Source organism: Bergeyella anatis, assembly GCF_036016955.1.
Lineage (GTDB): Bacteria > Bacteroidota > Bacteroidia > Flavobacteriales > Weeksellaceae > JAYWXI01.
In genome coordinates, this window is sequence record NZ_JAYWXI010000003.1 from 195635 (window position 1) to 220703 (window position 25069).

22 protein-coding genes and 1 pseudogene are annotated in these 25069 nt (G+C 42.7%); 7 read left to right on the forward strand and 16 right to left on the reverse strand.

What is annotated here, in order from left to right:
- Window positions 1-42: 42 nt before the first annotated feature.
- Entirely contained in the window at window positions 43-2259 is a 2217-nt protein-coding gene (locus tag VQ048_RS03535) for an NADP-dependent isocitrate dehydrogenase (protein ID WP_327610304.1), read from the reverse strand.
- Window positions 2260-2473: 214 nt separating this feature from the next.
- Here VQ048_RS03535 and VQ048_RS03540 point away from each other — a divergent pair, with 214 nt between their 5' ends.
- From VQ048_RS03540 to VQ048_RS03550, 3 genes are read left to right on the forward strand one after another with little or no spacing between them, the layout of a single operon-like run.
- The gene (locus tag VQ048_RS03540) at window positions 2474-3151 is read left to right on the forward strand and encodes a DUF4197 family protein (protein WP_327610305.1); all 678 of its coding nucleotides are present in this window, start codon (window positions 2474-2476) and stop codon (window positions 3149-3151) included.
- 40 nt (window positions 3152-3191) lie between these two features.
- A complete protein-coding gene (locus VQ048_RS03545) occupies window positions 3192-3503 on the forward strand; it encodes a DUF493 family protein (RefSeq protein ID WP_327610306.1) in 312 nt (103 codons plus the stop codon).
- Window positions 3504-3516: 13 nt separating this feature from the next.
- Window positions 3517-4416 carry a TIGR01777 family oxidoreductase gene (locus VQ048_RS03550; RefSeq protein ID WP_327610307.1) on the forward strand — a complete coding sequence of 300 codons (900 nt, stop codon included), beginning with the start codon at window positions 3517-3519 and terminating at the stop codon, window positions 4414-4416.
- On the opposite strand, the gene VQ048_RS03555 is transcribed toward VQ048_RS03550, so the two are convergent.
- The 6 genes from VQ048_RS03555 to VQ048_RS03580 form a co-directional block, all read right to left on the reverse strand.
- Window positions 4408-4749 (reverse strand): ArsC/Spx/MgsR family protein, encoded by a 342-nt coding sequence (locus VQ048_RS03555; RefSeq protein ID WP_327610308.1) that lies wholly within the window; start codon window positions 4747-4749, stop codon window positions 4408-4410. The genes VQ048_RS03550 and VQ048_RS03555 overlap by 9 nt on opposite strands.
- Window positions 4750-4823: 74 nt before the next feature.
- Window positions 4824-5915 (reverse strand): EpsG family protein, encoded by a 1092-nt coding sequence (locus VQ048_RS03560; RefSeq protein ID WP_327610309.1) that lies wholly within the window; start codon window positions 5913-5915, stop codon window positions 4824-4826.
- Between the two features lie 213 nt (window positions 5916-6128).
- On the reverse strand, window positions 6129-6743 hold the full coding sequence (locus VQ048_RS03565; protein WP_327610310.1) for a deoxynucleoside kinase: 615 nt from the start codon (window positions 6741-6743) through the stop codon (window positions 6129-6131).
- Between the two features lie 76 nt (window positions 6744-6819).
- A complete protein-coding gene (locus VQ048_RS03570) occupies window positions 6820-7593 on the reverse strand; it encodes a hypothetical protein (RefSeq protein ID WP_327610311.1) in 774 nt (257 codons plus the stop codon).
- 57 nt (window positions 7594-7650) lie between these two features.
- Window positions 7651-8673: a glutaminyl-peptide cyclotransferase gene (locus VQ048_RS03575; protein ID WP_327610312.1), complete on the reverse strand. Its 1023-nt coding sequence runs from the start codon at window positions 8671-8673 to the stop codon at window positions 7651-7653.
- Between the two features lie 158 nt (window positions 8674-8831).
- Complete coding sequence (locus VQ048_RS03580) at window positions 8832-9254, reverse strand: SRPBCC family protein (protein WP_327610313.1); 423 nt, start codon at window positions 9252-9254, stop codon at window positions 8832-8834.
- A gap of 116 nt (window positions 9255-9370) precedes the next feature.
- On the opposite strand from VQ048_RS03580, the gene VQ048_RS03585 reads away from it, so the two are divergent.
- Together VQ048_RS03585 and VQ048_RS03590 are read left to right on the forward strand one after the other, a co-directional pair.
- On the forward strand, window positions 9371-10489 hold the full coding sequence (locus tag VQ048_RS03585; RefSeq protein WP_327610314.1) for an MBL fold metallo-hydrolase: 1119 nt from the start codon (window positions 9371-9373) through the stop codon (window positions 10487-10489).
- 330 nt (window positions 10490-10819) lie between these two features.
- On the forward strand, window positions 10820-11185 hold the full coding sequence (locus VQ048_RS03590; protein ID WP_327610315.1) for a winged helix-turn-helix transcriptional regulator: 366 nt from the start codon (window positions 10820-10822) through the stop codon (window positions 11183-11185).
- On the opposite strand, the gene VQ048_RS03595 is transcribed toward VQ048_RS03590, so the two are convergent.
- A complete protein-coding gene (locus tag VQ048_RS03595; protein ID WP_327610316.1) occupies window positions 11182-13617 on the reverse strand; it encodes a DUF5686 family protein in 2436 nt (811 codons plus the stop codon). The two genes, VQ048_RS03590 and VQ048_RS03595, sit on opposite strands and share 4 nt — an antisense overlap.
- 174 nt (window positions 13618-13791) lie before the next feature.
- On the opposite strand from VQ048_RS03595, the gene VQ048_RS03600 reads away from it, so the two are divergent.
- Window positions 13792-14223: a hypothetical protein gene (locus VQ048_RS03600; RefSeq protein WP_327610317.1), complete on the forward strand. Its 432-nt coding sequence runs from the start codon at window positions 13792-13794 to the stop codon at window positions 14221-14223.
- Between the two features lie 155 nt (window positions 14224-14378).
- On the opposite strand, the gene VQ048_RS03605 is transcribed toward VQ048_RS03600, so the two are convergent.
- The 8 genes and pseudogenes from VQ048_RS03605 to VQ048_RS03635 all read right to left on the reverse strand — a co-directional run bounded on the left by VQ048_RS03605 (window position 14379) and on the right by VQ048_RS03635 (window position 24577).
- Window positions 14379-14969 (reverse strand): DUF2911 domain-containing protein, encoded by a 591-nt coding sequence (locus VQ048_RS03605; RefSeq protein WP_327610318.1) that lies wholly within the window; start codon window positions 14967-14969, stop codon window positions 14379-14381.
- 27 nt (window positions 14970-14996) lie between these two features.
- On the reverse strand, window positions 14997-18179 hold the full coding sequence (gene carB / locus VQ048_RS03610; protein ID WP_327610319.1) for a carbamoyl-phosphate synthase large subunit: 3183 nt from the start codon (window positions 18177-18179) through the stop codon (window positions 14997-14999).
- Window positions 18180-18348: 169 nt separating this feature from the next.
- Complete coding sequence (locus VQ048_RS03615) at window positions 18349-20958, reverse strand: hypothetical protein (RefSeq protein WP_327610320.1); 2610 nt, start codon at window positions 20956-20958, stop codon at window positions 18349-18351.
- Entirely contained in the window at window positions 20915-21661 is a 747-nt protein-coding gene (locus VQ048_RS03620; protein ID WP_327610321.1) for a GLPGLI family protein, read from the reverse strand. The genes VQ048_RS03615 and VQ048_RS03620 overlap by 44 nt, the downstream gene beginning before the upstream one ends.
- Before the next feature lie 336 nt (window positions 21662-21997).
- Window positions 21998-22084 (reverse strand): annotated as a pseudogene (locus VQ048_RS12935) (carbamoyl phosphate synthase preATP-grasp domain-containing protein); the annotation flags it as partial.
- Between the two features lie 38 nt (window positions 22085-22122).
- Entirely contained in the window at window positions 22123-22551 is a 429-nt protein-coding gene (locus tag VQ048_RS03625) for a hypothetical protein (protein ID WP_327610322.1), read from the reverse strand.
- A gap of 16 nt (window positions 22552-22567) precedes the next feature.
- Window positions 22568-23644, reverse strand: coding sequence for a glutamine-hydrolyzing carbamoyl-phosphate synthase small subunit (gene carA, locus VQ048_RS03630; protein WP_327610323.1), 1077 nt, complete (start codon window positions 23642-23644; stop codon window positions 22568-22570).
- Between the two features lie 42 nt (window positions 23645-23686).
- A complete protein-coding gene (locus VQ048_RS03635; protein WP_327610324.1) occupies window positions 23687-24577 on the reverse strand; it encodes an aspartate carbamoyltransferase catalytic subunit in 891 nt (296 codons plus the stop codon).
- 263 nt (window positions 24578-24840) lie between these two features.
- Between VQ048_RS03635 and VQ048_RS03640 the strand changes: the two genes are divergently transcribed.
- Complete coding sequence (locus VQ048_RS03640; RefSeq protein ID WP_327610325.1) at window positions 24841-25068, forward strand: DUF2007 domain-containing protein; 228 nt, start codon at window positions 24841-24843, stop codon at window positions 25066-25068.
- The last annotated feature ends 1 nt before the right edge of the window (window position 25069 follow it).

Here is a 25069-nt window from a genome sequence, read left to right on the forward strand (position 1 = left end):
CTTCAATCGGAAAGGGAAGGTTGATTAGTGAAAATTTAACCCCTAAAGCGCGTCAATAATTGCATTGAGTGTCGCACTCGGACGCATGGCCGCATAAGTTTTTGCCTCATTCGGATGGTAATACCCTCCGATTTCTTGAGCTTTGCCTTGAGCACCAATTAATTCTTCATTAATTTTGACTTCGTTATCCGCCATCGCCTTGGCAATCGGAGCAAACAACTCGGCCAAAGCCGCATCCGAAGTTTGATTGGCTAACGCTTCTGCCCAATACATCGCCAAATAGAAATGAGATCCGCGGTTATCCAATCCGCCCAGCTTACGTGCCGGAGATTTATCGTTCACCAAAAACTTGGCATTAGCAACATCCAATGCCTCCGCTAAGACTTGAGCCTTCGGATTGTTCTGCGTCTGAGCCAAATGCTCCAAAGAAGCCTGCAACGCCAAAAACTCCCCAAGCGAATCCCAGCGAAGATACCCCTCCTGAACAAATTGCTCCACATGCTTCGGCGCCGAACCTCCCGCACCAGTTTCAAACAAGCCTCCACCGTTCATCAAAGGAACAATTGAAAGCATCTTGGCCGACGTCCCCAACTCCAAAATAGGGAACATATCGGTAAGATAGTCTCTGAGGACGTTCCCCGAAACCGAAATGGTATCTTTACCTTCCCGACCCCGTTTTAGCGTTTCTGCCACAGCATCCTTAACGTCCATGATTCGAATATCCAAACCGTTCAAATCGTAATTCTGAAGGTATTTTTCAACTTTTTTGATGATTTCACGGTCGTGTGCCCGAGACCGATCCAACCAAAAAATGGCCGTCGTATTAGACAGTCGTGCACGGTTCACCGCCAGTTTTACCCAATCCTGAATCGGAGCATCCTTGGTCTGACACATTCTAAAAATATCATCCTTCTCGACCACTTGCTCCAAAAGAACCTTACCGTTTTCGTCCTCTACTTTCACCACACCCGCACTCTGCATTTGGAAAGTTTTATCGTGCGAGCCGTATTCCTCTGCTTTCTGAGCCATAAGCCCCACGTTAGGCACCGAACCAAATGTTTTAGGATCGATTGCACCATTTTGCTTCATATCTTCGATAATCGCATCGTAAAATCCAGCGTACGTCCGATCCGGAATAATACACACCGTGTCTTCTTCCTTACCCTCTTTATTCCACATTTTACCTCCACCGCGAACCAAAGCTGCCATAGACGCATCCACAATCACATCGGATGAAACATGGAAATTGGTAATCCCCTGATCGGAATTAACCATCGCCAAACGAGGCCCTTTTTCAATTGCCTCTTCGATGGCTGATTTGATTTCGGCTTCCTTCGGATGTCCCGAAATTTTCTCGAATAAAGTCGCCAATCCGAAATTAGGATTAACATCCAACTCGGCAAACGTGTCTTGGTACTTCTCGAAAACTTCCTTGAAATAAGTTTCCACAATTGCCCCGAAAATAATAGGATCCGAAACCTTCATCATGGTCGCCTTCAAATGAGCCGACAACAAAACGTCTTTTTCTTTGGCCTCGGCAATAGCTTGACGAACAAAAGATTTCAACGCATTAAGCCGCATTACCGAAGAGTCGATAACCTCACCCGCCTTTAGGGGAGAAAAATCCTTCAGTACCTGAGACGCTTGGTCTTTCCCATAAAATACAATACGAAACTTACCTTCGTTTTCAACAGTCGTGGAGGTTTCCGAACCATAAAAGTCCCCTTCAGCCATATGCGCCACCGATGTTTTGCTTTCCGACTTCCACTCGCCCATACGGTGCGGATTGGCCTTAGCATAATCTTTCACCGATTTAGGCGCACGGCGGTCGCTATTCCCTTCACGAAGAACCGGATTAACCGCCGATCCCAGTACCTTAGCATATTTCTTGTTGATTGCTTCTTCTTCTGCGTTTTTAGGCTCTGCAGGATAATCCGGCAGCTCGTAGCCTTGCTTCTTTAGTTCCGCTATCGCTTCCTCCAATTGAGGCACCGACGCCGAAATATTGGGCAACTTGATAATGTTGGCTTCCGGCGTGGTTGCCAAAGCCCCAAGCTCTGCCAAATAATCCGGAATACGCTGTTCCTCGGTAAGAGCCTCTGGGAAATTCGCCAGTATACGTCCCGCCAACGAAATATCGGGAACAGCGATTTCAATCCCTGCCGTTTTGGTAAAAGCCTTTACCATAGGTAAAAAAGAATGGGTCGCCAACATTGGCGCTTCATCCGTCAGTGTGTAGTAAATTTTTGCTTGTGACATTATTTTAATGCTTTTTATTTTTTATAATTAGTTATACAAATTTAGGCAATTTTTACCGTTTGCGGCAAAAGTGCAAAATAAATCGCCAAAAAACAACGCCTTTCGAAATGCAAAATCGGAAAAAAACCGAAGTCGATCTCTTTTCGTTCGGCCCTTTTGTCATGGCTTGGTTTTGGCTCAATATTTGAAAGGATTTCCTAATCAAAAAAAACATATGAAAGTACAAACCATCCTTGTTTCCGCAGCCACCGCCGTGACCTTAGGCTCCGCTACCCAATCCTGCATGGCCGTAGCCACTTCCAGCCTGGGTATTGCCGTCATTAAACAAGTGCTGCTGGGAGGAATTACCAAAGGAGTCCATATCTTCGGGAATAAAAACGCCTTCCTTCAAAACGATCTGATCGAAAAAGCTATCCCGGAAAACCTGCGTAGTACTTACGCTCTTTTGGACAAAATAGCTCCAAATCTGACAGCTCAAGGCAAAGACTATATCGCCCAAGCGGCCGCTTATACCGTAAATACCGCTGAACCTATCCTTAAAAATGCCGTCAATAACTTGACCGCCGAAGACGTCGCCCAAATCGCCAATGGAGGAAGCGGAGCGGCCACACGCCTGCTAAAAGCCAAAACAGCCGAGCAGCTCATCACAGCCATCCAACCCAAAGTCGACGAAAAACTAAACGAATTCGGAATTGTGAAAAGCATCAACATGGCTCTCCAAGGCAATAACGTGTTGGGAAATTTACTAGGAAACCAAACCAATACGCCGTTGCAAAACCACAGCCTGAGCCGATTAGCTTCCGAACAAATCGTTAACGGCTTATTCAACATTATTGAAGATCACGAAAAACAAAATGCAGCCCAACTTCCGGCCATTTTGCAAAACCACTAAAATCTTCAATTTATACATTAAATAAACCTAAACCATACCAATGAATATCAACCCTTTAGACCAATCCATCAAAAATGATCCTGAAGCATTCTATGCCTCACTGAAAACCAAATTAGAGGAAAATCATAACTTTCCCGAGGATTATTTATACAAATTCATTTTCCCGAACGAAAATGCAAAATTAACCGAACTCTATCAGATTTTCGATAAAATAGACTACACCATCTCCACCAGAGAAAGTAAAAACGGAAAATACATCTCCGCAAGCATTCAGGCTTTTGTGATGGATGCCGACCAAGTGATAAATCTCTATAAAAAAGTAGCCGAAATTGACGGCGTAGTAATGCTCTAATCCTTTCATCGCCATGGTAATCCTGATAAGCGGCACCAGCGGACTGGTCGGACGTAGCCTAAAAACAGCCTTAGAAAGACGAGGCCACAAAGTAAAAACCCTTACCCGAACCCCCAATCCGAAAAACGAAACTGAATTCTATTGGGATTACAACAAAGGCGTCCTTGACGACAATGCTTTGCAGGATGTAGACGCCATTATCCATTTGGCCGGAGCCAATTTGGCCAAACGTTGGACGACTTCCTACAAAAAGGAAATCTTATCCAGTCGAATTGATTCGGCCGATTTTCTTCGCCACCGATGCCTGAATCTCGGCCATTCCCTCAAAAGTTTTGTTTCGGCTTCGGGGATTAATTATTACGGAACCTTCACGTCCGATGAAATCTTAACCGAACAATCGTCCGTCCGTTCTCAAGACTTTCTCTCTTTCGTGTGTCGGGAATGGGAATTGGCCGCCGACCGTTTTTCCGAAGTCGCCCAAAGAATCGTTAAAATAAGAACCGCTCCAGTCCTAGCTCCCTCAGGAGGGGCATTAGAACCGCTGGCACGCATTGCCCGACTTCATCTTTCAAGCGCCATCGGTAGCGGAAATCAATGGTTCAACTGGATTCACCATGAGGATTTGACCAACCTCTACATCGCAGCGGTGGAAAATGAAAATCTCGAAGGAGCATACAACGCCGTAGCCGATGAAATCCCCACCAATAAAACCTTTATGAAAGCCTTAGCCAAGGTTTTAAACAAAAACTTCTTACCTCTCCCCCTCCCCGGTTTAGCTCTACGCTTAGCCATAGGAGAAATGAGCGAGATGCTCCTAGAAGGCACACGGGCATCCAATGAAAAAATAAAAGCCACCGGATTTACCTTCCGATACCCTCTTTTGAATCAAGCCCTGATAAAAAATTTAAAGTAAACCCTCCATCGCTTCGGCAGGTCTGGCCACCACAGCCTTTTCCCTCTTTATCAAAATAGGACGCTGCAAAAGCTTAGGATATTGCAAAAGTGCTTTTATTTTATCCTCTTCCGAAAGCACCTTTCCCGAAAAATGGTCTTTCCATTCGGGTTCGTTTTTCCTCAGAACTTTGTCGGCAGAAAGTCCAAGCCAACCGAGAAGTTCACGAAGTTCCGCCTCCGAAAGCGGATCTTCCAAATAGTAACGGACATTAAAAACAACCCCTCGGTCTTCCAAATATTTAACCGCTTCGCGAGACTTGGAGCAACGGTTGTTATGAAGTAAAGTCATCATCAGAATTATTTAGCTGTTAAAAAAATCATGCAATAATAAGCCTAATCTTCATCATTTTAAAATCGAAAAAATTCTCACTTTCGGTATTCCATATAGTCGTAGTCGCCTTTCCGATCAAAATCGTCAAAAATGGATTTGTAAGGCAGCATATCCCCGCCGTGGTAAAAGAATAAAAATCTAAAAAAAATCATCGAAAAATAAACCACCACAGCCCCTCGAAGCACCCAAGCCTTCTTCTTATCCCGAATATGATAAAGCAAAAGAGACAACGCATAAGCAAAACCAAGGAAAAAGAACCAAGCCATCCGAATCAGAATGGGTTCAGCAATACTCACAATCAAAAGGGCCCCATACCCAAAGGTAAGATTAAATAAATCATTTCGATTTCCGGAAACCCTCTTCTTTCGGAGGAAATACAAAACCGCCACCACCATAGGCAATTCCACCAAATAAATCCATTTGTAATAAGGGGCAGGCGTCACATAGCCCGCCAATTTACCGAAATGCGACCAATGAACAGCAAGTTGGTAAAATGCTTGATTTTTAATCACGAAGAAAGCCCCACTGAACACAAGCAAAAGCAAAAGCCCATAAGTGATAACAGCTTTTCTGAAATTCAAATTCATAGATAGTAAGAAAAAAGTCGGAATAAGAATAAGAGCACTCCGGTGAAGCGTTAAGGCAATCAAGAAAAACAAAAGAGCCCTAAAGCGCTGTCCATGATAAAAATACCCCAAAGCCAACCAAGCCACCCCGATACACATCAACTGCCTGAGCACAATAAAATCCAAAAGGTAAAACCGACACAACACAATGAAAGCCACCCAATAAAACACTTTGCTCCGAGCAAGATTCCACGACGAAAAAAGTTGCAAAAAACCAATAACGAAAGACGTAACGAAAAAATAAAAATACCGATTATCACTAATCGTTTTCAAAGCAATAGTGTAAAGTTGAAAGCCGATTTCCGCTTTATCGTACTTCAGATAATCCCTTATGCTATACATTTCGTAGCTGTAAGCATAATTGTAAATATCCTTGCTCCCAACCATATCCCGAAGCCCCATGATCCCAAACAACACGATAAAAACAGCGTAAAAATACCTCCTATCTCTAATCAATAAAAGAGAAAAAAAAAGAGCAAAACAAAATAGATAGACTCCCATGCCCGAATTACCTCAGGATTAAATTAAAAACAGAATCGCACGTCCACAATGCCTTTTGCCGGCCTCAGCATATGCAAAATAAAATTTTCGCCGCTACTACCTTAAACCTAGGCAATTTATAAAAAAATTATCAAAAAATAAAAGTCCGTCAATAATAAGGTTTTATTGACAGACTTTCAGTATCATCGAAAAAGCGAAAGCTGAAAAACAGCGTTAAAACAAACCGTGCATTTCGCCTTCAATGCGCTCCAAAATATAGCCGAAATCTTCTGGTCTTTCGACAAAATCCAATTCGTCAACTTCAATAACAAGCAATTTGCCGTCTTTGTAATTGGAAATCCATTTTTCGTATTTCTGATTGAGTTTCGACAAGTATTCGATACTGATGGAAGCCTCGTAGTCCCTCCCTCTTTTATAAATTTTCTTCACCAAATTAGGCACATCCGATTTCAAATATACCAAAAGATCCGGCGCCGAAACAAAGTCCTTCATCAATGAAAATACCGAAAAATAATTCTTGAAATCCCTTTCGCTTAACAAATTCATATCGTAAAGGTTTTCCGCAAAAATATGCGCGTCTTCATAAATCGTACGATCCTGAATAATATTTTTCCCACTCTCGCGGATTTCTTTCACCTGACGAAAACGGCTCCCCAAAAAGTAAATCTGCAAAGCAAAACTCCACTTGCTCATGTCCGCATAAAAATCTTCCAAATAGGGGTTATGATCCACATCCTCAAACTGCGGCTCCCAGCCGTAGTGCTTCGCCAACATCGTAGTCAGTGTGGTTTTACCGGCACCAATATTTCCTGTAATCGCAATATGCATAGTTAAAAACTTGACGGTTAAAAAAATAGCTTTATCCCAACGAAAATAGGCGGAGAACCTCTCTCCTAAAATCGCCTTAATTTTCCAAGGGGTAAAGATAGAGCTTCCCCTCCGTGAGAACAAAATATGCCGAGGAATTTTTATCCACAATTTTTCCTTCCTCTTTTTTTACCAGCGTTGCCGCTTGTTGATTATTCGAATCTAACCGAAATAAACCTGAGTCGGAAACCACGAAAATAGCCGCGCCTTTCCGAACCAAACGCGTAGCCCCGTCAATTTGAATTTCACAAATTTTTTCTGCCGAAAAAGTATACCCTCTCAAAAAATCTTCCGTCAAAACATACACCTTTCCCTCGTAAACCAAAAAATCCCGAAGATCGTGATACCCGATAAAAAAAGGAAACGAATTAATCACCCGGTCTTCCCGAAAATTATACTGAATCAAACGTTTTTCACTGTCGTCCAAGAGCCACACCTGTTGCAAATCCTCCGTATAAACCGTACTGATAAAACCAAAACGCCCGACACTCAGACGCTGGACTTCATTAAGGTAGGCATCCAAAAAACGAATTTCCTGCGCACTCTGCGAGAACAACACCACTTTGAGCGGGTTGGTTACGCTACGAACCGCAAAAGGCACCGTAAACATCTGACGTCCCACCACCTTTCCCGAAACATCGTACTTGGTAAAACTAAAGTTCTGCTTTTCGTAGAGGTAAGTATTGAGATAATCGTCCGCATAAACTTCCGACGATTCCGTCAAGGGAAGAGCCGCCAAAGGCAAAACCTTCTGCGAACGAAAAACACCGCAAACCAAAATTACCCCCAAAAAAACAAACCATTTCTTCATCTCGTCAAAAATAAAAAAATGACGCCAAAAACGTCATTTTTTCAATAGTCTTTTTTATTAACGGATTGCCACTTCGTAAATCACCGGCCAATTTTTTCCCGTAACCAACATGTTTTCACCTTTAAAGGCAATCCCATTAAGCACATCGTCACTGCCCTTGGTGTGTTTCTGCGCCAACGCGGTAAAATCGAACTTACCAACCACCTCGCCCGTGTCCGGTTTAATCTTGAGGATAATCGGCTGTTGCCAAACGTTCGCGTAAATATAACCGTTATGGTATTCCAGTTCGTTAAGCTTATCAAACGCTTGGGTATGCCCCGCCACCGACACGTAACGTACCAATTTGGAAGGATCTTCCACGTCCAAAAAATAGAGATTTTTGGTTCCGTCGGAAGCAATCAGGTTTTTGCCGTCGTACGTTAGTCCCCAGCCTTCGCCCATAACGTTAGGGTAAGGAAATTCCCGAATAAGGCTCAAATCCGATTTATTATAAACAAACCCTTTCTTATTAAGCCAAGTCAACTGGTACACTTTGTCCCCTACAATGGCCAGCCCTTCCGAAAAATATTCCGCAGGCTGAGGCGTTACCGCAAGAGGTTTGGTTTCGCCCAAGCGATATTTTAGAATTTGGGAACTGCCCTGCTGGCCGTCGCTCTCGTACACGATATCCCCTTCCAGCTCAAAGCCTTGGACAAAATTATTCACATCGTGAGGGTATTCCTTAACAATAGTATACCCCAAAGAGGCTTCGGGGTTTTTAGCATAGACGTTAATGGTTGCATCCTGTTGCAAAACCTCTCCGTTGCTCTTGGTGATGTTGAAAGTAACCGCATTGTCCCCCAGCGTAAAAAACTTAGGATCAATTACCAAATCAGAGGTTTCCTTATCCCCGAAACTAATGGAAATGCTTTGGGCGTTTTTGGTTACGTCCTCGGGAAGCGTAATGGCCTCCCCATAATGGTAGCCCTTACTCTCCATCGTAAGGTTATAATCGTTAAGACGGTTGAGAATCTGCTTGTCGTTATTGCAAGACGAAAGGACGACAAACGCAAAGAACGGTAGAAGAAAACGTTTTTTCATTGGATTATTAAAAATAAATCGGGTTCAAAAATAACAATTTGAAACCAAATTTACGGGAAACACCACGTAAAAATCGGGAAAAGACAAAAGTTAAGCCGTTAAGACAAAAGGGCTGCACTATCGGCAAGCCCTTTTATTCATCGTTTGGGTTTTCAGAATTATTTTTCGACAAAGGCTTTTAGTTTTCCTACGATGCCCTTCCATTCTTTTTCGAAACTTTCATGATTGAACTCAAGCCCTAAATGTTCCAAATTTTCAAGCCCCTTGTGCGTCAGGGTAACCACGGTACCCTCAGCTTCGGACTCAAGTTCCCATTTCACTATCGTTTTTTCTTTGGAAATCTCGGGATAAGCCCAACTGTATTTCAGTTTCCGGCAGGCATCCACTTCCAGTATTTCGCAATGGTGGTGCTGACCCGCCTTGATGCCTCCTCCCCAAAAACCAAATTCGGTATGCGGCTCGGCAGCAAAATCAGGAATGTCAAAATACCACTCTTTCATGGCCCCTTTATCCGTAAGAGCGGCCCAAACTTTCTCCACTGGTGCATTCACCTTTTCTTTTACAATCACATTGTCATGCATAGCTTTATGTTTTTAGTTTCCATAAAGTTAGGCATATTTAGGATACCAAACCAGTTTCAGAGCCTGATATCCCTCAGGATTTTTGATTTCTCTACTTTACCCCTACCTTTGCCCCTATGAAGCTACTCAAAATTTTAGGCCTTGCCCTGATTGCCCTAACCGTTCTTACCCCTCTCATCGGCTATCTCGTGATGAGCCAACCGAAGTTCGGAAAAGCCCCGGGCGGAAAACGGCTCGAAAGAATAAAAAAATCGCCACACTATAAAAACGGAAGTTTCCAAAATTTGGAACCCACGCCGCAACTGAGCGAAAACACCTCTTTGGTTAAGGTTTTTTGGCGTTTTCTCTTTGGAAAATCCGATCAAAGTAGCCCTCGAAAGCCATTCCATTTTGAAAAAACCGACTTGAAAAGAATATCCGTCGAAGAAAACGTTTACGTCTGGATGGGGCATTCGTCCTATTTTCTTCAAGTGGACGGTCTCAAAATTCTCGTCGATCCGGTTTTTAGTGGCTATGCCTCTCCTTTTTCATTCAACACCAAAGCTTTCCAGGGCACAGACCTTTACCAACCCGATGATTTCCCCGAATTGGATTATCTCATCATTACCCACGACCATTGGGACCACCTGGATTACAACACCGTTACCGCCTTGTTTCCAAAAGTAAAACGAATCATCACGGGATTAGGTACGGGAGAACACTTGGAATATTGGGGGTATCCTGCCCAAAACATCATCGAATTGGACTGGTACGAAAAAGCCACCCCCGAACCCCATTTCCGCATTCAAGCCGAACCCGCCCGCCATTTTTCGGGTCGCGGATTTAAACGCGATCAAGCCTTGTGGAGCAGTTTCGTATTAAATACAAAAACCCAAACCCTTTATATCGGGGGCGACAGCGGCTACGGCACTCACTTCAAATCCATCGGAGAGCGCCATCCCCACATTGACCTCGCAATTTTAGAAAACGGACAGTACCATGAAGACTGGCGCTACATCCACATGCTTCCCGGAGAACAAATCCAAGCCATGAAAGACCTGAATGCCCAAAGAATGATTCCCGTACACAACAGTAAATTCAAACTTTCCACCCACTCTTGGGAGGCTCCAATGAAGCAAATACAGACACAGAATAAGGAAAATTTAAGAATTTTATTCCCCAAAATAGGAGAAAAAATCAACTGGCAAGACGACACCCGAACTTACGCACCTTGGTGGGAAAAAGAAAGAAAATAAACGTTTTTTCCTTTTGACTCCTTACCCGTTCGTTCGGCAGAAATGGAGGCTTCCGCTTTTTGCAAAATCCGACCTTTGGACTCGTTTCAATCTGATTACCAGCTAATTTAAGCGATTAATGAACCCCAATCCGCCTTTTCGGCTCTCATTTCGAAGAGTCAAACTAATTTCTTTTCATTTTAAATCACTTTAAAAATTTACTCCTATTATTAAAGTATTAACTAAACTTTTCGACCATACTGATAAAATTAATCATTAAATTTACCTTTAAATTAAATAATATTTAAGATAAATATCATAAATTTGTTAAAATGAAATTACGTTAAAAACATGATAAAGTACCGATCCAAATGCCCCCTATGCCGAAGTCTGGATGTTTTCGGAGACAAATGGACGCTCCTTATCCTGCGCGATATAGGCCTGAAGAACAAAACCACTTTTAAAGAGCTTTCCCAAATGGAAGAAGGGATTGCAAGCAACACCCTGAGTAACAGACTCGAAAAAATGACCTTTTTGAATCTTCTGACCAAGACCCGAAGCAAAAGAAACAAACTCGTCTTCCATTACAACATCACGGAAAAAGGAAGGGAAATTCTGCCCATCATCAACGAAATTATCGATTGGTCGGAAAAACACCTCTACAAGAAAAACGAGACCTCGGAAAGCACCCCTATCCCGATTTCCTCCAAAAACTAAAATCCTAAAAAATTAAGTTTCAACTGAATGGCAAAATTCTCCTTGAAATTTGGCGTGTGATAATGCCCCACACGGTAGAAAAAGCCCAAGTTAAATTTGGTGCTTAGGAAGTTATTCCACTCCAATCCCACTTCTTGATAAAAATGATCCAAGGTGCTGAAAGTAAAACGGTGCGACTCGGGACGACTCATGTTACCGCCAATCCCTCGGTAAACCAAATCGAAGCTCGAAGCATTCTGCCCCAAACTCTTAAAATACCAAGGAATACGGTGCGTTAAATAAAACCCCGCGAATTTATCGCTATAATATTTCCCCGCCTCCATAGTGGCAAACCCCAAATAGGACGTCAGATTAAAATTCAACCGCCCGTCTCCGGCGCCAAGCCCGTTCATCTGAAAATGACGCCATATCGGAGATTCGCCCGAAAGCCACCCCGCATAAGCCCGAAGCCCCGTTTGCCCCAGTTTGGTTTTGACCTGATGTGCCACCAACAAATCCGCCTTGTTGTATGCAAAGTCCCCTTGCCAAAACTTCATCCCCCGTTCGTAACTGAAATAAACCTCAGGAAAACTTTGCTCGTAAGTAAACTTTCCCGAAGGGGTCATGATGTTTTTAGAATTGGGAGAATATTTAAAAGTAACCACAGGAGCAAAAACGGTAAACTCACGCCCCAAACCTTTGTAATCGTAGTCAAAAAAAGCCTTCTCCCTGTTTCTGTAAAGCGAAACCTTCATGGTAAGAGCATTGCTCAAATCGTTTTCGTACGCCAAGCGAAAGCCTTCAAACCCATAAAAACGATTATTTTTAAGCTCCACGCCGGAGTTCATCATCTTCATACGGAAATTCCACAAATCTTCACGGAAACGCCCCGCCGAAACCACATCATTATAGTAATCCGCACTAAAAACCGAAGTTTTTTCCAAAGTGGTTTTTGCTTCCAAGCCCAAGCCGTATTTTAAACGTCCGTCCTTAAAACCGTACGCCAAATAAGCTCTAGGAGAAACATAGCGATGAAATCTCTCGTTCATGGAAAATGCCGCCCCTAGTCGAAAGCCTTCAAAAGCATTGTATTTGAAAACCTGCCCCGCATCCAAATCCACCTGTCCCAAGCGAATTTTCCCTTTTAGTAATCCCGTAAAAAACTTCGCCTTAGTATCCAAACGGTATTTCTGTCCCAAACTATCTATTTTTTCGTAACTAAATTGCTCCCTGGCAGTAAGCGGTTCGGTTCGATACTGCTCCAACAAACGCCCGTCCGCATTTTCCACCCTCATCGTATAGCCCTTAAAATCCGAAGACTTTTCTTCAATCGGAGTTTGGTAATCAAAATAGTCTGTCGTACGGTAAATATAATACCCAAAACGACGCTTGCCCTCCGTTTTAGCTTCTTTATCGCCTTCCGCCGTTTGATTGAAAGCCATATTCCCCGCCTTAAGTTTCAAAGATTCTTTATGAAGAAACCATTTCCCCTCCACCGGAATCCAAATACTGGTAAGGCTGCCTTCATTCTTCACACGACTGTTGCTTTCTATTTTTTTCAAACCGTAGGTCTGCATATCCACATAAAGATAGCCGTTGTATTTTTTCCGGTTAACGGGAGTTTTGTAATTCACCTGACGAAAACGGATCACATAATTTTTGCGACCGTCAATCTCAAGGGTATCCGTCAAGAAAAAACGGTACAAACTACGGTTTTCGGGACGAATTTCCCGAGGCGGAGTCAAGCGGTTACTGCGGATCGTCATCATCTCGTAAACCGGATCGTTCAACCCCGAAACCTTGTTATCCAAAACCAAAATTTTCTCGCCGTATTTTGCCGAAAACTTGTACTCCTGAGCTTTTTCCCATATAAACAAAGAACTTTTGGCTACCAATTTCATCACCTTTTGGGTCTCCAAGGAGTCCTTCCGCTTCTTCTCCGTCTGATTCTTAACCGGTAATTTCCCCAGCGAATCTATCCGACGGGTTACAAAAGCATCATAATAATCAATACTGTCCCGATCCAAATCCAATGAAATTTTTTCATACGATTTATACGAATACGAAGGCAAACTCGTAGGTAGATTTTGGGCATAGTGCTCGTTCACCTTTTCTAAAATTGCCAAAGCCCTCTCGTCGCTTTTATCCGCCAATACGATTTTCGCAATGCTTGCCGTCTTGGGATCTTCCTTTGCCAAAGTCGCTTCCATCACCTTATCCACCAAAACATCGTCCTCGTAATACCCCTTGGCCCGAACTTCCACCTGACGGCATTTGGTACGGAATTTAGCTTCCCCCGAAGCATCGGTTTTGGCAACAATCTTTCCGTTACAAGCAATGGTTGCCCCAGCCAACGGACGACGGTCGCCCGCCCCATACACCTTAATAAACGATTGGGCAGAACAAAAAGCCGTAAGAAAAACCAATAATCCCGTTATAAAATTCTTTTTCATCAGAAATCGTTTTCAATCCATTATAAGTGCTACAAAAATAAACATTTAGCTCCTGAAAAATAGCGCCCTCAAAAAAACATTCCCGTTTTTCAGCCTTAATGCCACAATAAGATTCATTTTTTTCTATTTTTGAACGATTTTTTGACTTATTATTAAAATAAACCTTAAAAACGCATGAAAAAATTATTTCTTTCTTTCGCTATTTTGTTCGCTTTGGCTTCTTCCACAGTAAGTTACGCCCAAAATACCACCGACATTAAAGAACTAAAAGCCCGAAAAGAGCTTTTAAAACTCAACACCAAACTCAACAACCAAAAAATAAAACTCAACAAAGAAAGAAACTCCTACGAAAAGTACCTCGAAGAAGCCAATAAAGCCAATCGAAGTGCCTCTAAACAAAGTTCTTCTTTCTCTTCCGATCAGGATGCCCGAAGCAACGCTAAGGAAGCCGAAAAAACCGCTAAAGCCATGAAAAATGCCGAACGTGCCAACAAAAAAACGAATGCCAGCGCAAGTAAAATAGCCAAGATGGAAAACGAAATAAAAAAATACGAATCCCGAATAGCCAAACTAAACGAACAAATCGAGTTTACGGAAAAAAAATAACTCCAACCATTGAATTTTAACTTTCAAAAAAAGTCGGAACCGATAAATCGGTTCCGACTTTTTTAATTATTTTCATCAAAAGAGAGCCTGTCGTCAGAAGTTCAGCGGCCCTCTAAACTGCCGATAAACCTCCGACAGGCCAACCGTTAAACGGTCTACTTTTTTTCTCTCTCGATTTGGCGAATCTCCTTTAGTTTATCCACAATCCGATCCACAGACGGCTGCCCCGAAGCCTTCACAGAAACCCCTACGGACGAACGCTCCCAAGCCATTACCAACTCGACGGCATGTTCTCCCGAAGGTTCCACCTCAATCGTAAACCACTCCTGCAAAGCATCCAATCGACGAACCGGAACCTTCACTCTAACCACATCCTGCTTCTCGTCGTAAGCATAAGCCCCCCACTGCTGGAAATCCTTGTTAAGAACGAGCGTCCACTCCTTCTCCTCCGGAATAATAAAAAGCCCGTAAGTCCCCGCAGAAACCTCTTGCCCTCCAAAATCCACCGCCTGACCGAAGGTGATTTTGGTCGAAGCATTCGCCCCGGCCCGCCAAACCTTACCGTAAGGAACTAATCCACCGAAAACCGTTCTGCCTTTTACGCCGGGACGTCCGTAATCCACAATGATTTTAGAAATTGAAAATTGTTGCTCCGTTTTTACTCTGGGACTGGCCGCAGGCAGTACATACTGAGCCTGCCCCCACAAAAAAGCGCCTAAAGCCAACGCCACCATTATTTTTTTCATGTTCTTAAGATTTAATTTAATATTATTTTACATTGCCTGCATCTTGAAGCTCATCGACTCAATCACCTTTAGGATAGCTTCCACCGTATCCATAGAAGTGAGGCAAGGCACCCCATTTTCTACCGACATACGGCGAATCTGGAACCCATCTCGCTCCGTTTTCTTACCTATGGTAGTGGTATTAACCACATATTGCACTTTTCCTTTTTGGATAAGGTCTATCAAATTCACTTCCTCCTCGCCTATCTTATAGCCTATTTTGGCTGGTATACCTTTAGCTTCAAAGTATTTCGCCGTTCCTTCCGTTGCCCAGATTCTAAAGCCTACCTCGTGGAACCTCCTCGCAAAAACAGCCGCTTCCTCTTTGTGCTTATCTGCTACCGTAAAGAGTATCGCTCCGTGGGTTGGCACTTTTCTACCTGCAGCTATCATTCCCTTATAAAGGGCTTTTTCTAAGGTAACATCTTTCCCCATCACTTCACCTGTGGATTTCATCTCTGGTCCTAAAGAAATATCCACTTTAGTCAGTTTAGAGAACGAGAATACTGGTACTTTCACAAAAACGCCGTCCTTATTCGGCACGAGCCCATTAGTATAACCTTGCGAGGCTAAAGATTTGCCCAATATCGCCTTAGTGGCAAGGTTTGCCATAGGCACATCGGTAATTTTAGAGAGGAAAGGCACCGTTCTGGAGGAACGAGGATTGACCTCAATCACAAACACCTCTCCGCTTTGGTCTATCACATACTGAATGTTCATCAATCCCACGACATTAAGCCCCTTCGCTAATCGTATAGTATAGTCTTCTAAATCGTGGATTTGTTTTTCCGTAAGATTTTGTGGCGGATACACCGCAATAGAGTCGCCAGAGTGTACCCCTGCCCTTTCGATATGCTCCATAATCCCTGGAATTACCACCGTTTCACCATCAGAAATGGCATCTACCTCTACCTCTTTGCCCGTTACATAGCGGTCTATAAGTACAGGGTGTTCTGGGCTGGCATCTACGGCGTGTTCCATATAATGGGTAAGCTCTTGCTCGGTATAGACAATCTCCATCGCCCTACCCCCCAATACATAGCTCGGACGCACCAAAACAGGATAGCCAATCTCATTCGCAATGGCAATCGCCTCCTCTTTGGAAGTCGAAGTTTTACCCAAAGGTTGAGGAATACCCAACTCCTGAAGGGCTTTTTCAAATTTATCTCGGTTTTCTGCACGGTCTAAATCTTCCAAAGAAGTTCCTAAAATTTTAACCCCATGAACCGATAGCTTATCCGCCAAGTTAATTGCGGTTTGTCCGCCGAACTGAACCACCACTCCTTTAGGTTTTTCAAGTTCGATAATGTTCATCACATCTTCCTCTGTGAGCGGTTCAAAGTAAAGTTTATCCGAAATAGAGAAATCGGTGGATACGGTTTCGGGATTGTTGTTGATGATAATGGCTTCGTAGCCCATCTCTTTAATCGCCCAAACGGAATGCACAGTAGCATAGTCAAACTCCACCCCTTGCCCAATACGGATAGGTCCTGAACCTAAGACCACAATACTCTCTTTTTCCGTTACTACGCTTTCGTTTTCCTCCTCGTAAGTACCATAGAAGTAAGGCGTTTCGCTCTCAAACTCTGCCGCACAAGTATCTACCATTTTATAGACTGGCATAATGGCGTTTTCTTTTCGGAAATTGAAAACCTCCCTCTGGGTAACGCCCCAAAGGTGTGCAATGTTTAAATCCGAGAAGCCTAACTTTTTAGCTTCTTTAAGCGTTTCGGCATTGAATTTATTTTCGGCAATGACTTTCTCAAAGTCCACCAGTTTTTTAAGTTTCCAAATGAAGAATTTATCAATCTTGCTCCATTCTACAATTTGCTCCCAATCGTAGCCTCTTCTCAAAGCCTCTCCAATGATAAACAATCGCTCGTCATCGCAAATTTTGATGCGTCTTTCGATTTCTTCTGGCGTAAGCTGTGCCGCTTGTTTGGTTTTTAATCCTAAGTGTCTGATGCCTGTCTCCAACGAGCGAATAGCCTTCTGTAAAGACTCCTCGAAGTTTCGCCCAATCGCCATTACTTCGCCTGTGGCTTTCATTTGAGTGGAAAGGCGGCGGTCGGCCGTTTCAAATTTATCAAATGGAAATCTTGGGATTTTGGTAACCACATAGTCTAATGCCGGTTCAAAACACGCATAAGTTTTGCCCGTAACGGGGTTCATAATTTCGTCTAAGGTAAGCCCCACCGCTATTTTAGCCGCTATCTTGGCAATTGGATAGCCCGTTGCCTTACTCGCCAACGCCGAAGAACGGGATACTCTTGGATTAACCTCGATGATATAATAATTGAACGAATGTGGGTCTAAAGCCAACTGGACATTACAGCCGCCCTCAATCCCCAAAGCTCTAATAATCTTCAGCGAGGCGTTTCTCAACAGTTGATACTCTCTATCCGAAAGCGTCTGCGAAGGTGCGACCACAATAGAATCGCCTGTATGTACGCCCACGGGGTCTATGTTTTCCATATTACAGACCACAATGGCGTTATCGTTGGCATCACGCATCACTTCGTACTCTATCTCTTTAAATCCTGCAATGGATTTCTCTATCAAACATTGGGTTACGGGGCTGTATTTAAGCCCATTCGCTACAATTTCTTTAAGCTCTGTTTCATCGGAAGCGATACCCCCCCCCGTTCCGCCCATCGTGAAGGCAGGGCGAACAATGACCGGATAGCCAATCGTATTAGCAAAGTTAAGGGCTTGTTCTACCGTATTGACAATATCCGATTCCGGGACCGGCTCTCCGAGTTCTCGCATCAGTTCACGGAATAAATCCCGGTCTTCGGCTTGGTTAATCGCCGAAAGTTTCGTTCCTAAAACTTCTACTTTGCACTCTTCCAGTATCCCTGATTTTTCTAATTCTACCGCCATATTAAGCCCTGTTTGTCCGCCCAGCGTTGGCAACAAGGCATCGGGTCTTTCCTTGCGAATAATCTGGCTGACAAATTCCAAAGAGATAGGCTCGATATAGACTTTATCGGCTATTTCTACATCAGTCATTATCGTGGCGGGATTGGAGTTGATGAGTATCACGCGGTAGCCTTCCTCTTTTAGGGAAAGACACGCCTGAGTTCCTGAATAATCAAACTCGGCAGCTTGTCCGATAATGATTGGTCCTGAGCCAATCACTAAAATCGTTTTTATGTCTGTTCTTTTCATTTTTACGAGATTTACTGATTTTAGATTTATGATAAATTTAATTTTTGACTTTCATTTTTAGCAAAAAAAATACGAAGCCCGAAGACTCCGTATTTTTTAAAATATACGTTTAAACTTTTGCTCCAAAAGATAATCTGCCATTCCTTTCATTGCCTGCAAAAATACGAAATTAATACGAATATTTAAACACCATAGCCAAATAACCCGGAAAACCGCTGATATATGTCATTTGACTTGCATACGGCGATTGGGACGACAGTAGTAATTTTCGCTCTTTAAGGTTAAAAATATTATTGCCCAAAAGTGAAATTTCAAAATTCGATTGCCGTGGTTTAAATCTAATTTCAGGGTTTACGGTAAACAGATTGTTGCGATTTTCGAGGGCAGACTGGCTAATGTAATCGAACCCCACATTCCAATACCACCTTTCCTCGGCATTGCCTTTAACCTTCAAGGTCAAATGGTAATTGAACTGCTTGGTATGACTCCCGTTAAAACTCTGCCGAAACGAAACCCAATTCAGAAGGTAGCCCAATTCAAATTGAAACAGCGGATTTTTAAATCTGGAAAACACATTTTGACTCCATTGCACCGTAGCGGTTTGGGAAACATTATCTTTTTGGTTGATACAGTTTGAAAACGCACTGAAAGCACCATTGGTCTTGGTTTTTACCAAAAGCGGAAGTGTTTTGAACCTAAAATCATAAGTTAAAAAATAGCTGTGCTTTTGGGCGTCATTGGCAACAATTTGAGATGTATTTTGCCACAGTAACTGATTGATAACGTCCGTTGAAGCCGGATTTATATCTTTGTTAAAATGATACCCTACAAACCAAGCACTACCATTGGCAGGATTAAATTTTGAATAATTAAGGTTTATGTTGAGTATTTTCACATAACTCCTCCACTCTATGCTTGAGGAGCGGATTTGTTGGTAATCGATGATATTCACCTCTGGAAACAACTCCCAAACGGAATGCTGCCGATGCCCCAAAGAAGACCCCGCCGCAAATTTGCCCAAGTTATTGGCCTGATAAACCACTGAGACTTTCGGCTCCAAACGAAAAAAACGAAAATCTTTGGCATTAACCCGATTATCGGCATTGACCAAATCGAGATCAATCGTGCTTTGCCAATGGTAGCCCCATTGCCTTTTCCAGTTTCCGCTCAGCATGTGATAGTTTCTAAAAATACTCACTTCATTCCCGGAAATATCCAAAGCAGCCTCTTGCCGCCTAAATTCCGCCCCCACCTTATAGGTTTGGATCTCGGTTTTATGTTCAAGGGCTAATGCCAGCCGATAGTCCTCACTCCGCAAATGAGAATGTTGAAAAAGCACATTATCACCTATTCCAAACAAATTCTGATTGGAATTAATGCCTAAAAAACGTCTTTCGGAAATGCGGTTTTGATTTGCTTCCAACGCCAAGTGGGTATTCTGGAAGACCGGCAGCTGGTATTTAAGGTTCTGCCCAAAATTGAAATCTTTATTTTTCCTATTTTGAGTCACCTCTTGCGTCATAAGGCTTGGAAACGAACGCGACAAGGTTCTCGCCGAATTTTCAGTCATTGGATTACTCACAAAATCGTAGTAAATAAAATGGTCGTTGCCGAAGGGGTAATGCAACGTATTTTTGGTATGCAAAAAAAAGTCGTTGCCGTGGTCTTTGTCAAATTCCGAAGTTTGGACATTGCCCGTATCTAAAAAAAATACTTTTTCGGCAAAATTGAATTTCTCCTGTTGGCTGAAATTTAAAAGGGAATACGACTTAAACCGCAACTTCCCCCACTTCTGATTAACTTGAAAAGCCACAAACTGATTTTGCTTGTCTTTAACGCTTGAATTATCTTCCAAAAAACCGGGAAGCTGAAAGCTGTACGTCCCCTCCTTGGAAATTTTATTCCCTTCTTTGAATTCGAGATAGTCCATCACCGAAATCGGGGCTTTTGCTATGGTATTAACATCGGTAATCAAAGCGATATTCCCGTTTTTCTTGAACAGAAACGAATTATTATGCCCCAAGTAACGCTTTTCCAAACCGCCTCCTGCTTCCAAATTCCCTACCCATTTGTTTTTGTAACCGTCTTTCAGTTTCACGTTGAGTGCCGAACGAACCGTTCCGTCGTCTGCCGTATAATTTTCGATAAGGTCCAAACCTTTTATCGCCGAAGCCTCAATATTATCCGTGGCCATCTGATGCCTCTGCCCGAAAAACTCCTGCCCCTCAACCAATACGTTGCCCACGGATTGTCCTTTGTATTTCACCTTTCCTTCTTCAATTTCCAACCCTGGCATTTTTTGGATAAGGTCTTTCAGCTTCCTTTCATTTCCGTCCTTTAGAGCTTCAATATTAAAGGAAATAGTGTCTTTTTTCACTTTAAAAATCTGCGTGTTCTTTATAACGACCTCTTTTATTTCCGTTGTTTTAGGCTTCATTTTAATTTCCATAAAAGCGGAAGTAACAGGCTTTTCCACAGGTTCGTACCCCGATTTGGTTACCTTGACGGTATAATCGCCCAATTCGGCGGTTTCCAAAGACAACTGAAGCCCCCCCGAAGCATCGGTATTGCCGTAAGCAACAATACGGTTGTTTTTCTTAATCTGACAAATGGCCACAGCAACGGGCTTTCCCGTTGCGTCTTCCAAAACCGATAGTTTGACCGAAGTTTGTCCGTAAACAAAAACCCCCATCAACAAAAGGACAAGGGTTTTCAGTTTTTTCAGACCGTTATTTTTAGTTAAGGCGTATAACCCTTCTGGTAGTAGTCGTATTTCCATTGGTCTCAACCGAATTTTTGAAGTTACTTTCTCTCTCCTTTCGCAACTCCCAATATTTGTTGAAAGTGATTTGCTCCCCAATTTTCGTTGGGCGTACAATTTTCAGGTTTTCATCCGATTTGACCTTCGATACAGTGTAAACCACGCTTCCGCTTTCCAAACGCATGATAAGCCCCGGCAACCCCTGATAAACATCCGGTCCTTCGGGAACCCCGATTTTATCGGTAAACCAAGCCACAACCTCTCGTCCGTTGTAGTTGCCCACCGCTTTTTGAATGGGATAGCCGTCCAGTTCTTTTTTCTCGTCGGTAATCTCCCATTTTAAATCCGGCAGCTTATCCACAATGGCGTAAGGCTTAAACCCCAACTCGGTATCCACCAAAACCGTCTTATCCTCAAGGTTTTTATACACATCGTATTTTTGCGTTTTCATCGTGGTCGTCGAAATCTTATTGCCTCCCTCCGTTACATTGGATTTTGTAACCGGGTCCGTGAGATTGTCCAACGGCTGAAAGGAAGACTGCCCTCCGGCAATTTTAAGCACATAACCATTTTTTTGGGAATTTGCTTTTATCCGGGCTTGAATCTCAGGCGGTAGCTGGGCAATTTTCGCCTCATCAAATTTCACCGCCCTTTCGTAAACGACCTCCATCGACTGCGAATAAACCAACCCGAACGCCAACAACGGCAAGGTCTTAATCATTCTTTTTAGCATAACATTTTTTATTTATTAGATTTTTTCTTAAAATTTTCACGATACCCTCATCGCAACCACGAACATCAAACCATTCCCCTCATTTTGCCGATAAAAATTCAATAAATCATCGACTTTGCTAATATAAAAAAATAAGAAAGGAAAATATTACACTCTCCTCGCAATTTATATCTATTCTAAATAAAACCCTATCATTTTATCCCGCCTTATTGGGTTTCAAACTTTTTCGGGAACGATTCTGTGCAGGCGACATTCAGCGACTTTACCCCTACGGCTACCGTGCCACGCAGTAGCCTTCCTCTTTTAGAAAAGACACACCTACATCCCCGAATAATCAAACTCGGCGGCTTGACCAATGATAATAGGTCCTGAACCTATTACCAAAATTGTTTTTAGCTCTGCTCTTTTCATTTTTATTAGAATGTAAAGGCCATTAAAGTTTACAAATACTAACAATCGTTATTTTCGTAATTCAAGTTTTCTAACTTTTGCTCGTAAACTTCCTTTTCTTTAGGCTGAAGTTTCTCTTGAACCAACTCCACCTTTAATTGCTTTTGGGTATCAGGGCTGATCCACAAACCACTAAAACCTTTTTTTGTTCTTTGCAACATCAGTACGCCAGTGAGCCCTTCCTCCACCAAAACAAATTGATTCCTGTCATTGTTGTTTATCGCCAGTTGTATCCACTTATCCCTCCCATAGCTGTACATTCCCATATAATAAAGATCCCCTGTACATCCGTTATCTTCCGATTGCAGGTACATGGTGACTGACGTTTTACCGCCCATCATTCCCTTATACAAATAGGAATTCTTGGTTTGTCCAAAACCTTGAAAAGAAGTTCCTAAAAGGAATACTAATGCTATTATTATTCTCATTTTTGTTTATTTATAACTATTGTTTTTTCCATTCTTTCATCATCTCCACAAACTCATCAAACAGATAGTTGGCATCTTCCGGTCCTGGACTGGCTTCGGGGTGATACTGCACCGAAAAACAAGGGTATTTTTTATGACGCACTCCTTCGTTGGTTCTATCATTAAGAGCGATATGGGTTTCTTCTAAATCTGTATTTTTAAGGCTTTCTTGGTCAATAGCGTAGCCGTGATTTTGGGACGTCATCGCCACCTTATTGGTTCTCAAATCCAAAACAGGGTGGTTGCCTCCCCTATGCCCAAATTTCAGTTTGAACGTTTTAGCTCCACAAGCCAAACCGACCACCTGATGCCCCATACATATCCCGAAAATAGGCACTTTACCCAAAAGTTTTTTTACCGTTTCGTGAGCGTGAGGCACATCTTGCGGGTCGCCCGGACCATTGGAAAGCATAATGCCGTCCGGTGCCATTAGCAGGATTTCTTCGGCCGTAGTATCGTGGGAAACCACCGTAATATCGCAATTTCTTTGAGACAATTCTCTAATGATTCCCAACTTGGCTCCAAAGTCGATTAGTACTACTTTAACCCCTCGCCCCGGTGCAGAAAAAGGCGTTTTGGTCGATACCGTTTCGATTTGGTTGGTCGGTAGCGATTGGGCTTTTAGTTCGGCTATTATTTGGTTTTCGTCGGCCTCCATATCGACGATTCTGCCTTTGAGCACCCCGTGATTGCGAATGATTCGGGTCAGTTTTCGGGTATCAATCCCCGAAATTCCCGCAATGCCTTTTTTACCGAAAAACTCATCTAAAGCCATCTGAGAGCGAAAGTTGGAAGGCAAATCGCACACCTCCTTCACAATAAGCCCTTTAATGGAAGGCTCAATGCACTCGTAATCATCACGATTGATACCGTAATTCCCGATAAGCGGATAGGTCATACACACCATTTGTCCGCAATACGAAGGGTCGGAAATGAGTTCCTGATAGCCCGTCATTCCTGTATTGAAAACCACTTCGCCTTCGGTTTCAAGGTTTGCACCAAATCCGTAGCCGTGAAATACGTCCCCGGACTCCAATATTAATTTCTTTTTCATTTTTACTTTTAGACTTATACTTTTTACTTTTATATCTTTCTTCTAATCGAAGGCCACTCCTCGCTCTTCCAATGCGTCTTTTAAAATCGCCATACGGGCATAAACCCCGTTTTCCATCTGCTTGAATATTCTGGACTGAGGGCTTTCCACCAAATCCGTATCTATCTCCACTCCTCTATTGATAGGAGCGGGATGCATAATGATGGCCGAAGGCTTCATTTGGGACGCCCTTTCTTTAGTAAGACCGTATTTTTGATGGTATTTTTTCAGCGAGAGTTTCATTTTTTCGCCGTGTCTTTCGTGCTGAATCCGAAGAAGCATCACCACATCCACCTCTTTTACAAGCGTATCTATAGGCAGATAAGTCCCGTTGATAAATTCGGCTTCGTCAAACCAATCTTCCGGCCCCGAAAAATAAACTTTTGCTCCAAGTCTTCTTAATGCTTCTGCATTAGAGTTAGCCACCCTGCTGTGTTTAACATCACCTACAATCCCTATCTTTAAGCCTTTAAATTTCTTGAATTCTTGATAAATCGTCATCAAATCCAACAAAGACTGCGAAGGGTGATTCCCCGTACCATCGCCGCCGTTAATTATAGGAATGTTAATCGTCTTCAACTCCCTAAAATAAAAATCCTGGCTATGGCGAATGACCACTAAATCAATCCCAATGCTTTCCAAAGTTTTCACCGTATCGTAAAGCGTTTCGCCTTTGTTTACCGAACTTGTAGATGCATCAAAAGGAACCACCTGAAGCCCGAGTTTCCGCTCTGCAACGTCAAAACTTGTCTTGGTGCGGGTGCTATTTTCAAAAAAAAGATTGGAAACAAAAACATCCTTACGGCATTTTGCCGTTTTTCCATCAGAAAAAGCTTGTGCCTGCTCCAGAAGCGTCATGATTTTTTCCGTGGATAAATCCGAAATCGTAAGCATAACTAAAATGGTTTTAAAAAAAAACGAAGCCTGAAAAGACTTCGCTAAATAAAATAAATATGATTATGAACTGCCTCGACAGTTACCGATAAATCGTCAAAAGGTCTCATGGTGTCCATATGGACGCAAATTTAGCGCTTTTTTTTGAAAACCGAAAGGCCGATACCGACAAAATAAAGGCGTCTTTAAAGAATAATTTTTGAAGCAAATTTTAGGAAATTAGAAAAAAAATCGTACTTTTAGGGCAAATAATTGAGAATTCTATGGATATTAAAACTAAAGTATCGGTTTTTGAAAGTGAAAAACCTCAAGAAATCCAACTGATAAAATCCAAATTGGAAGAGGCCGGAATTGAAGCCTGCATCGAAAATAAATACCTGATGTTTACCACTACCCCAACCGCCACCACTCTCCAGTTAAAAGTGGCTTTGGAAGACGAAAAAAAGGCTTTCGACCTCATTGATCAGTATCTAAAAACAACCAACGAATAGT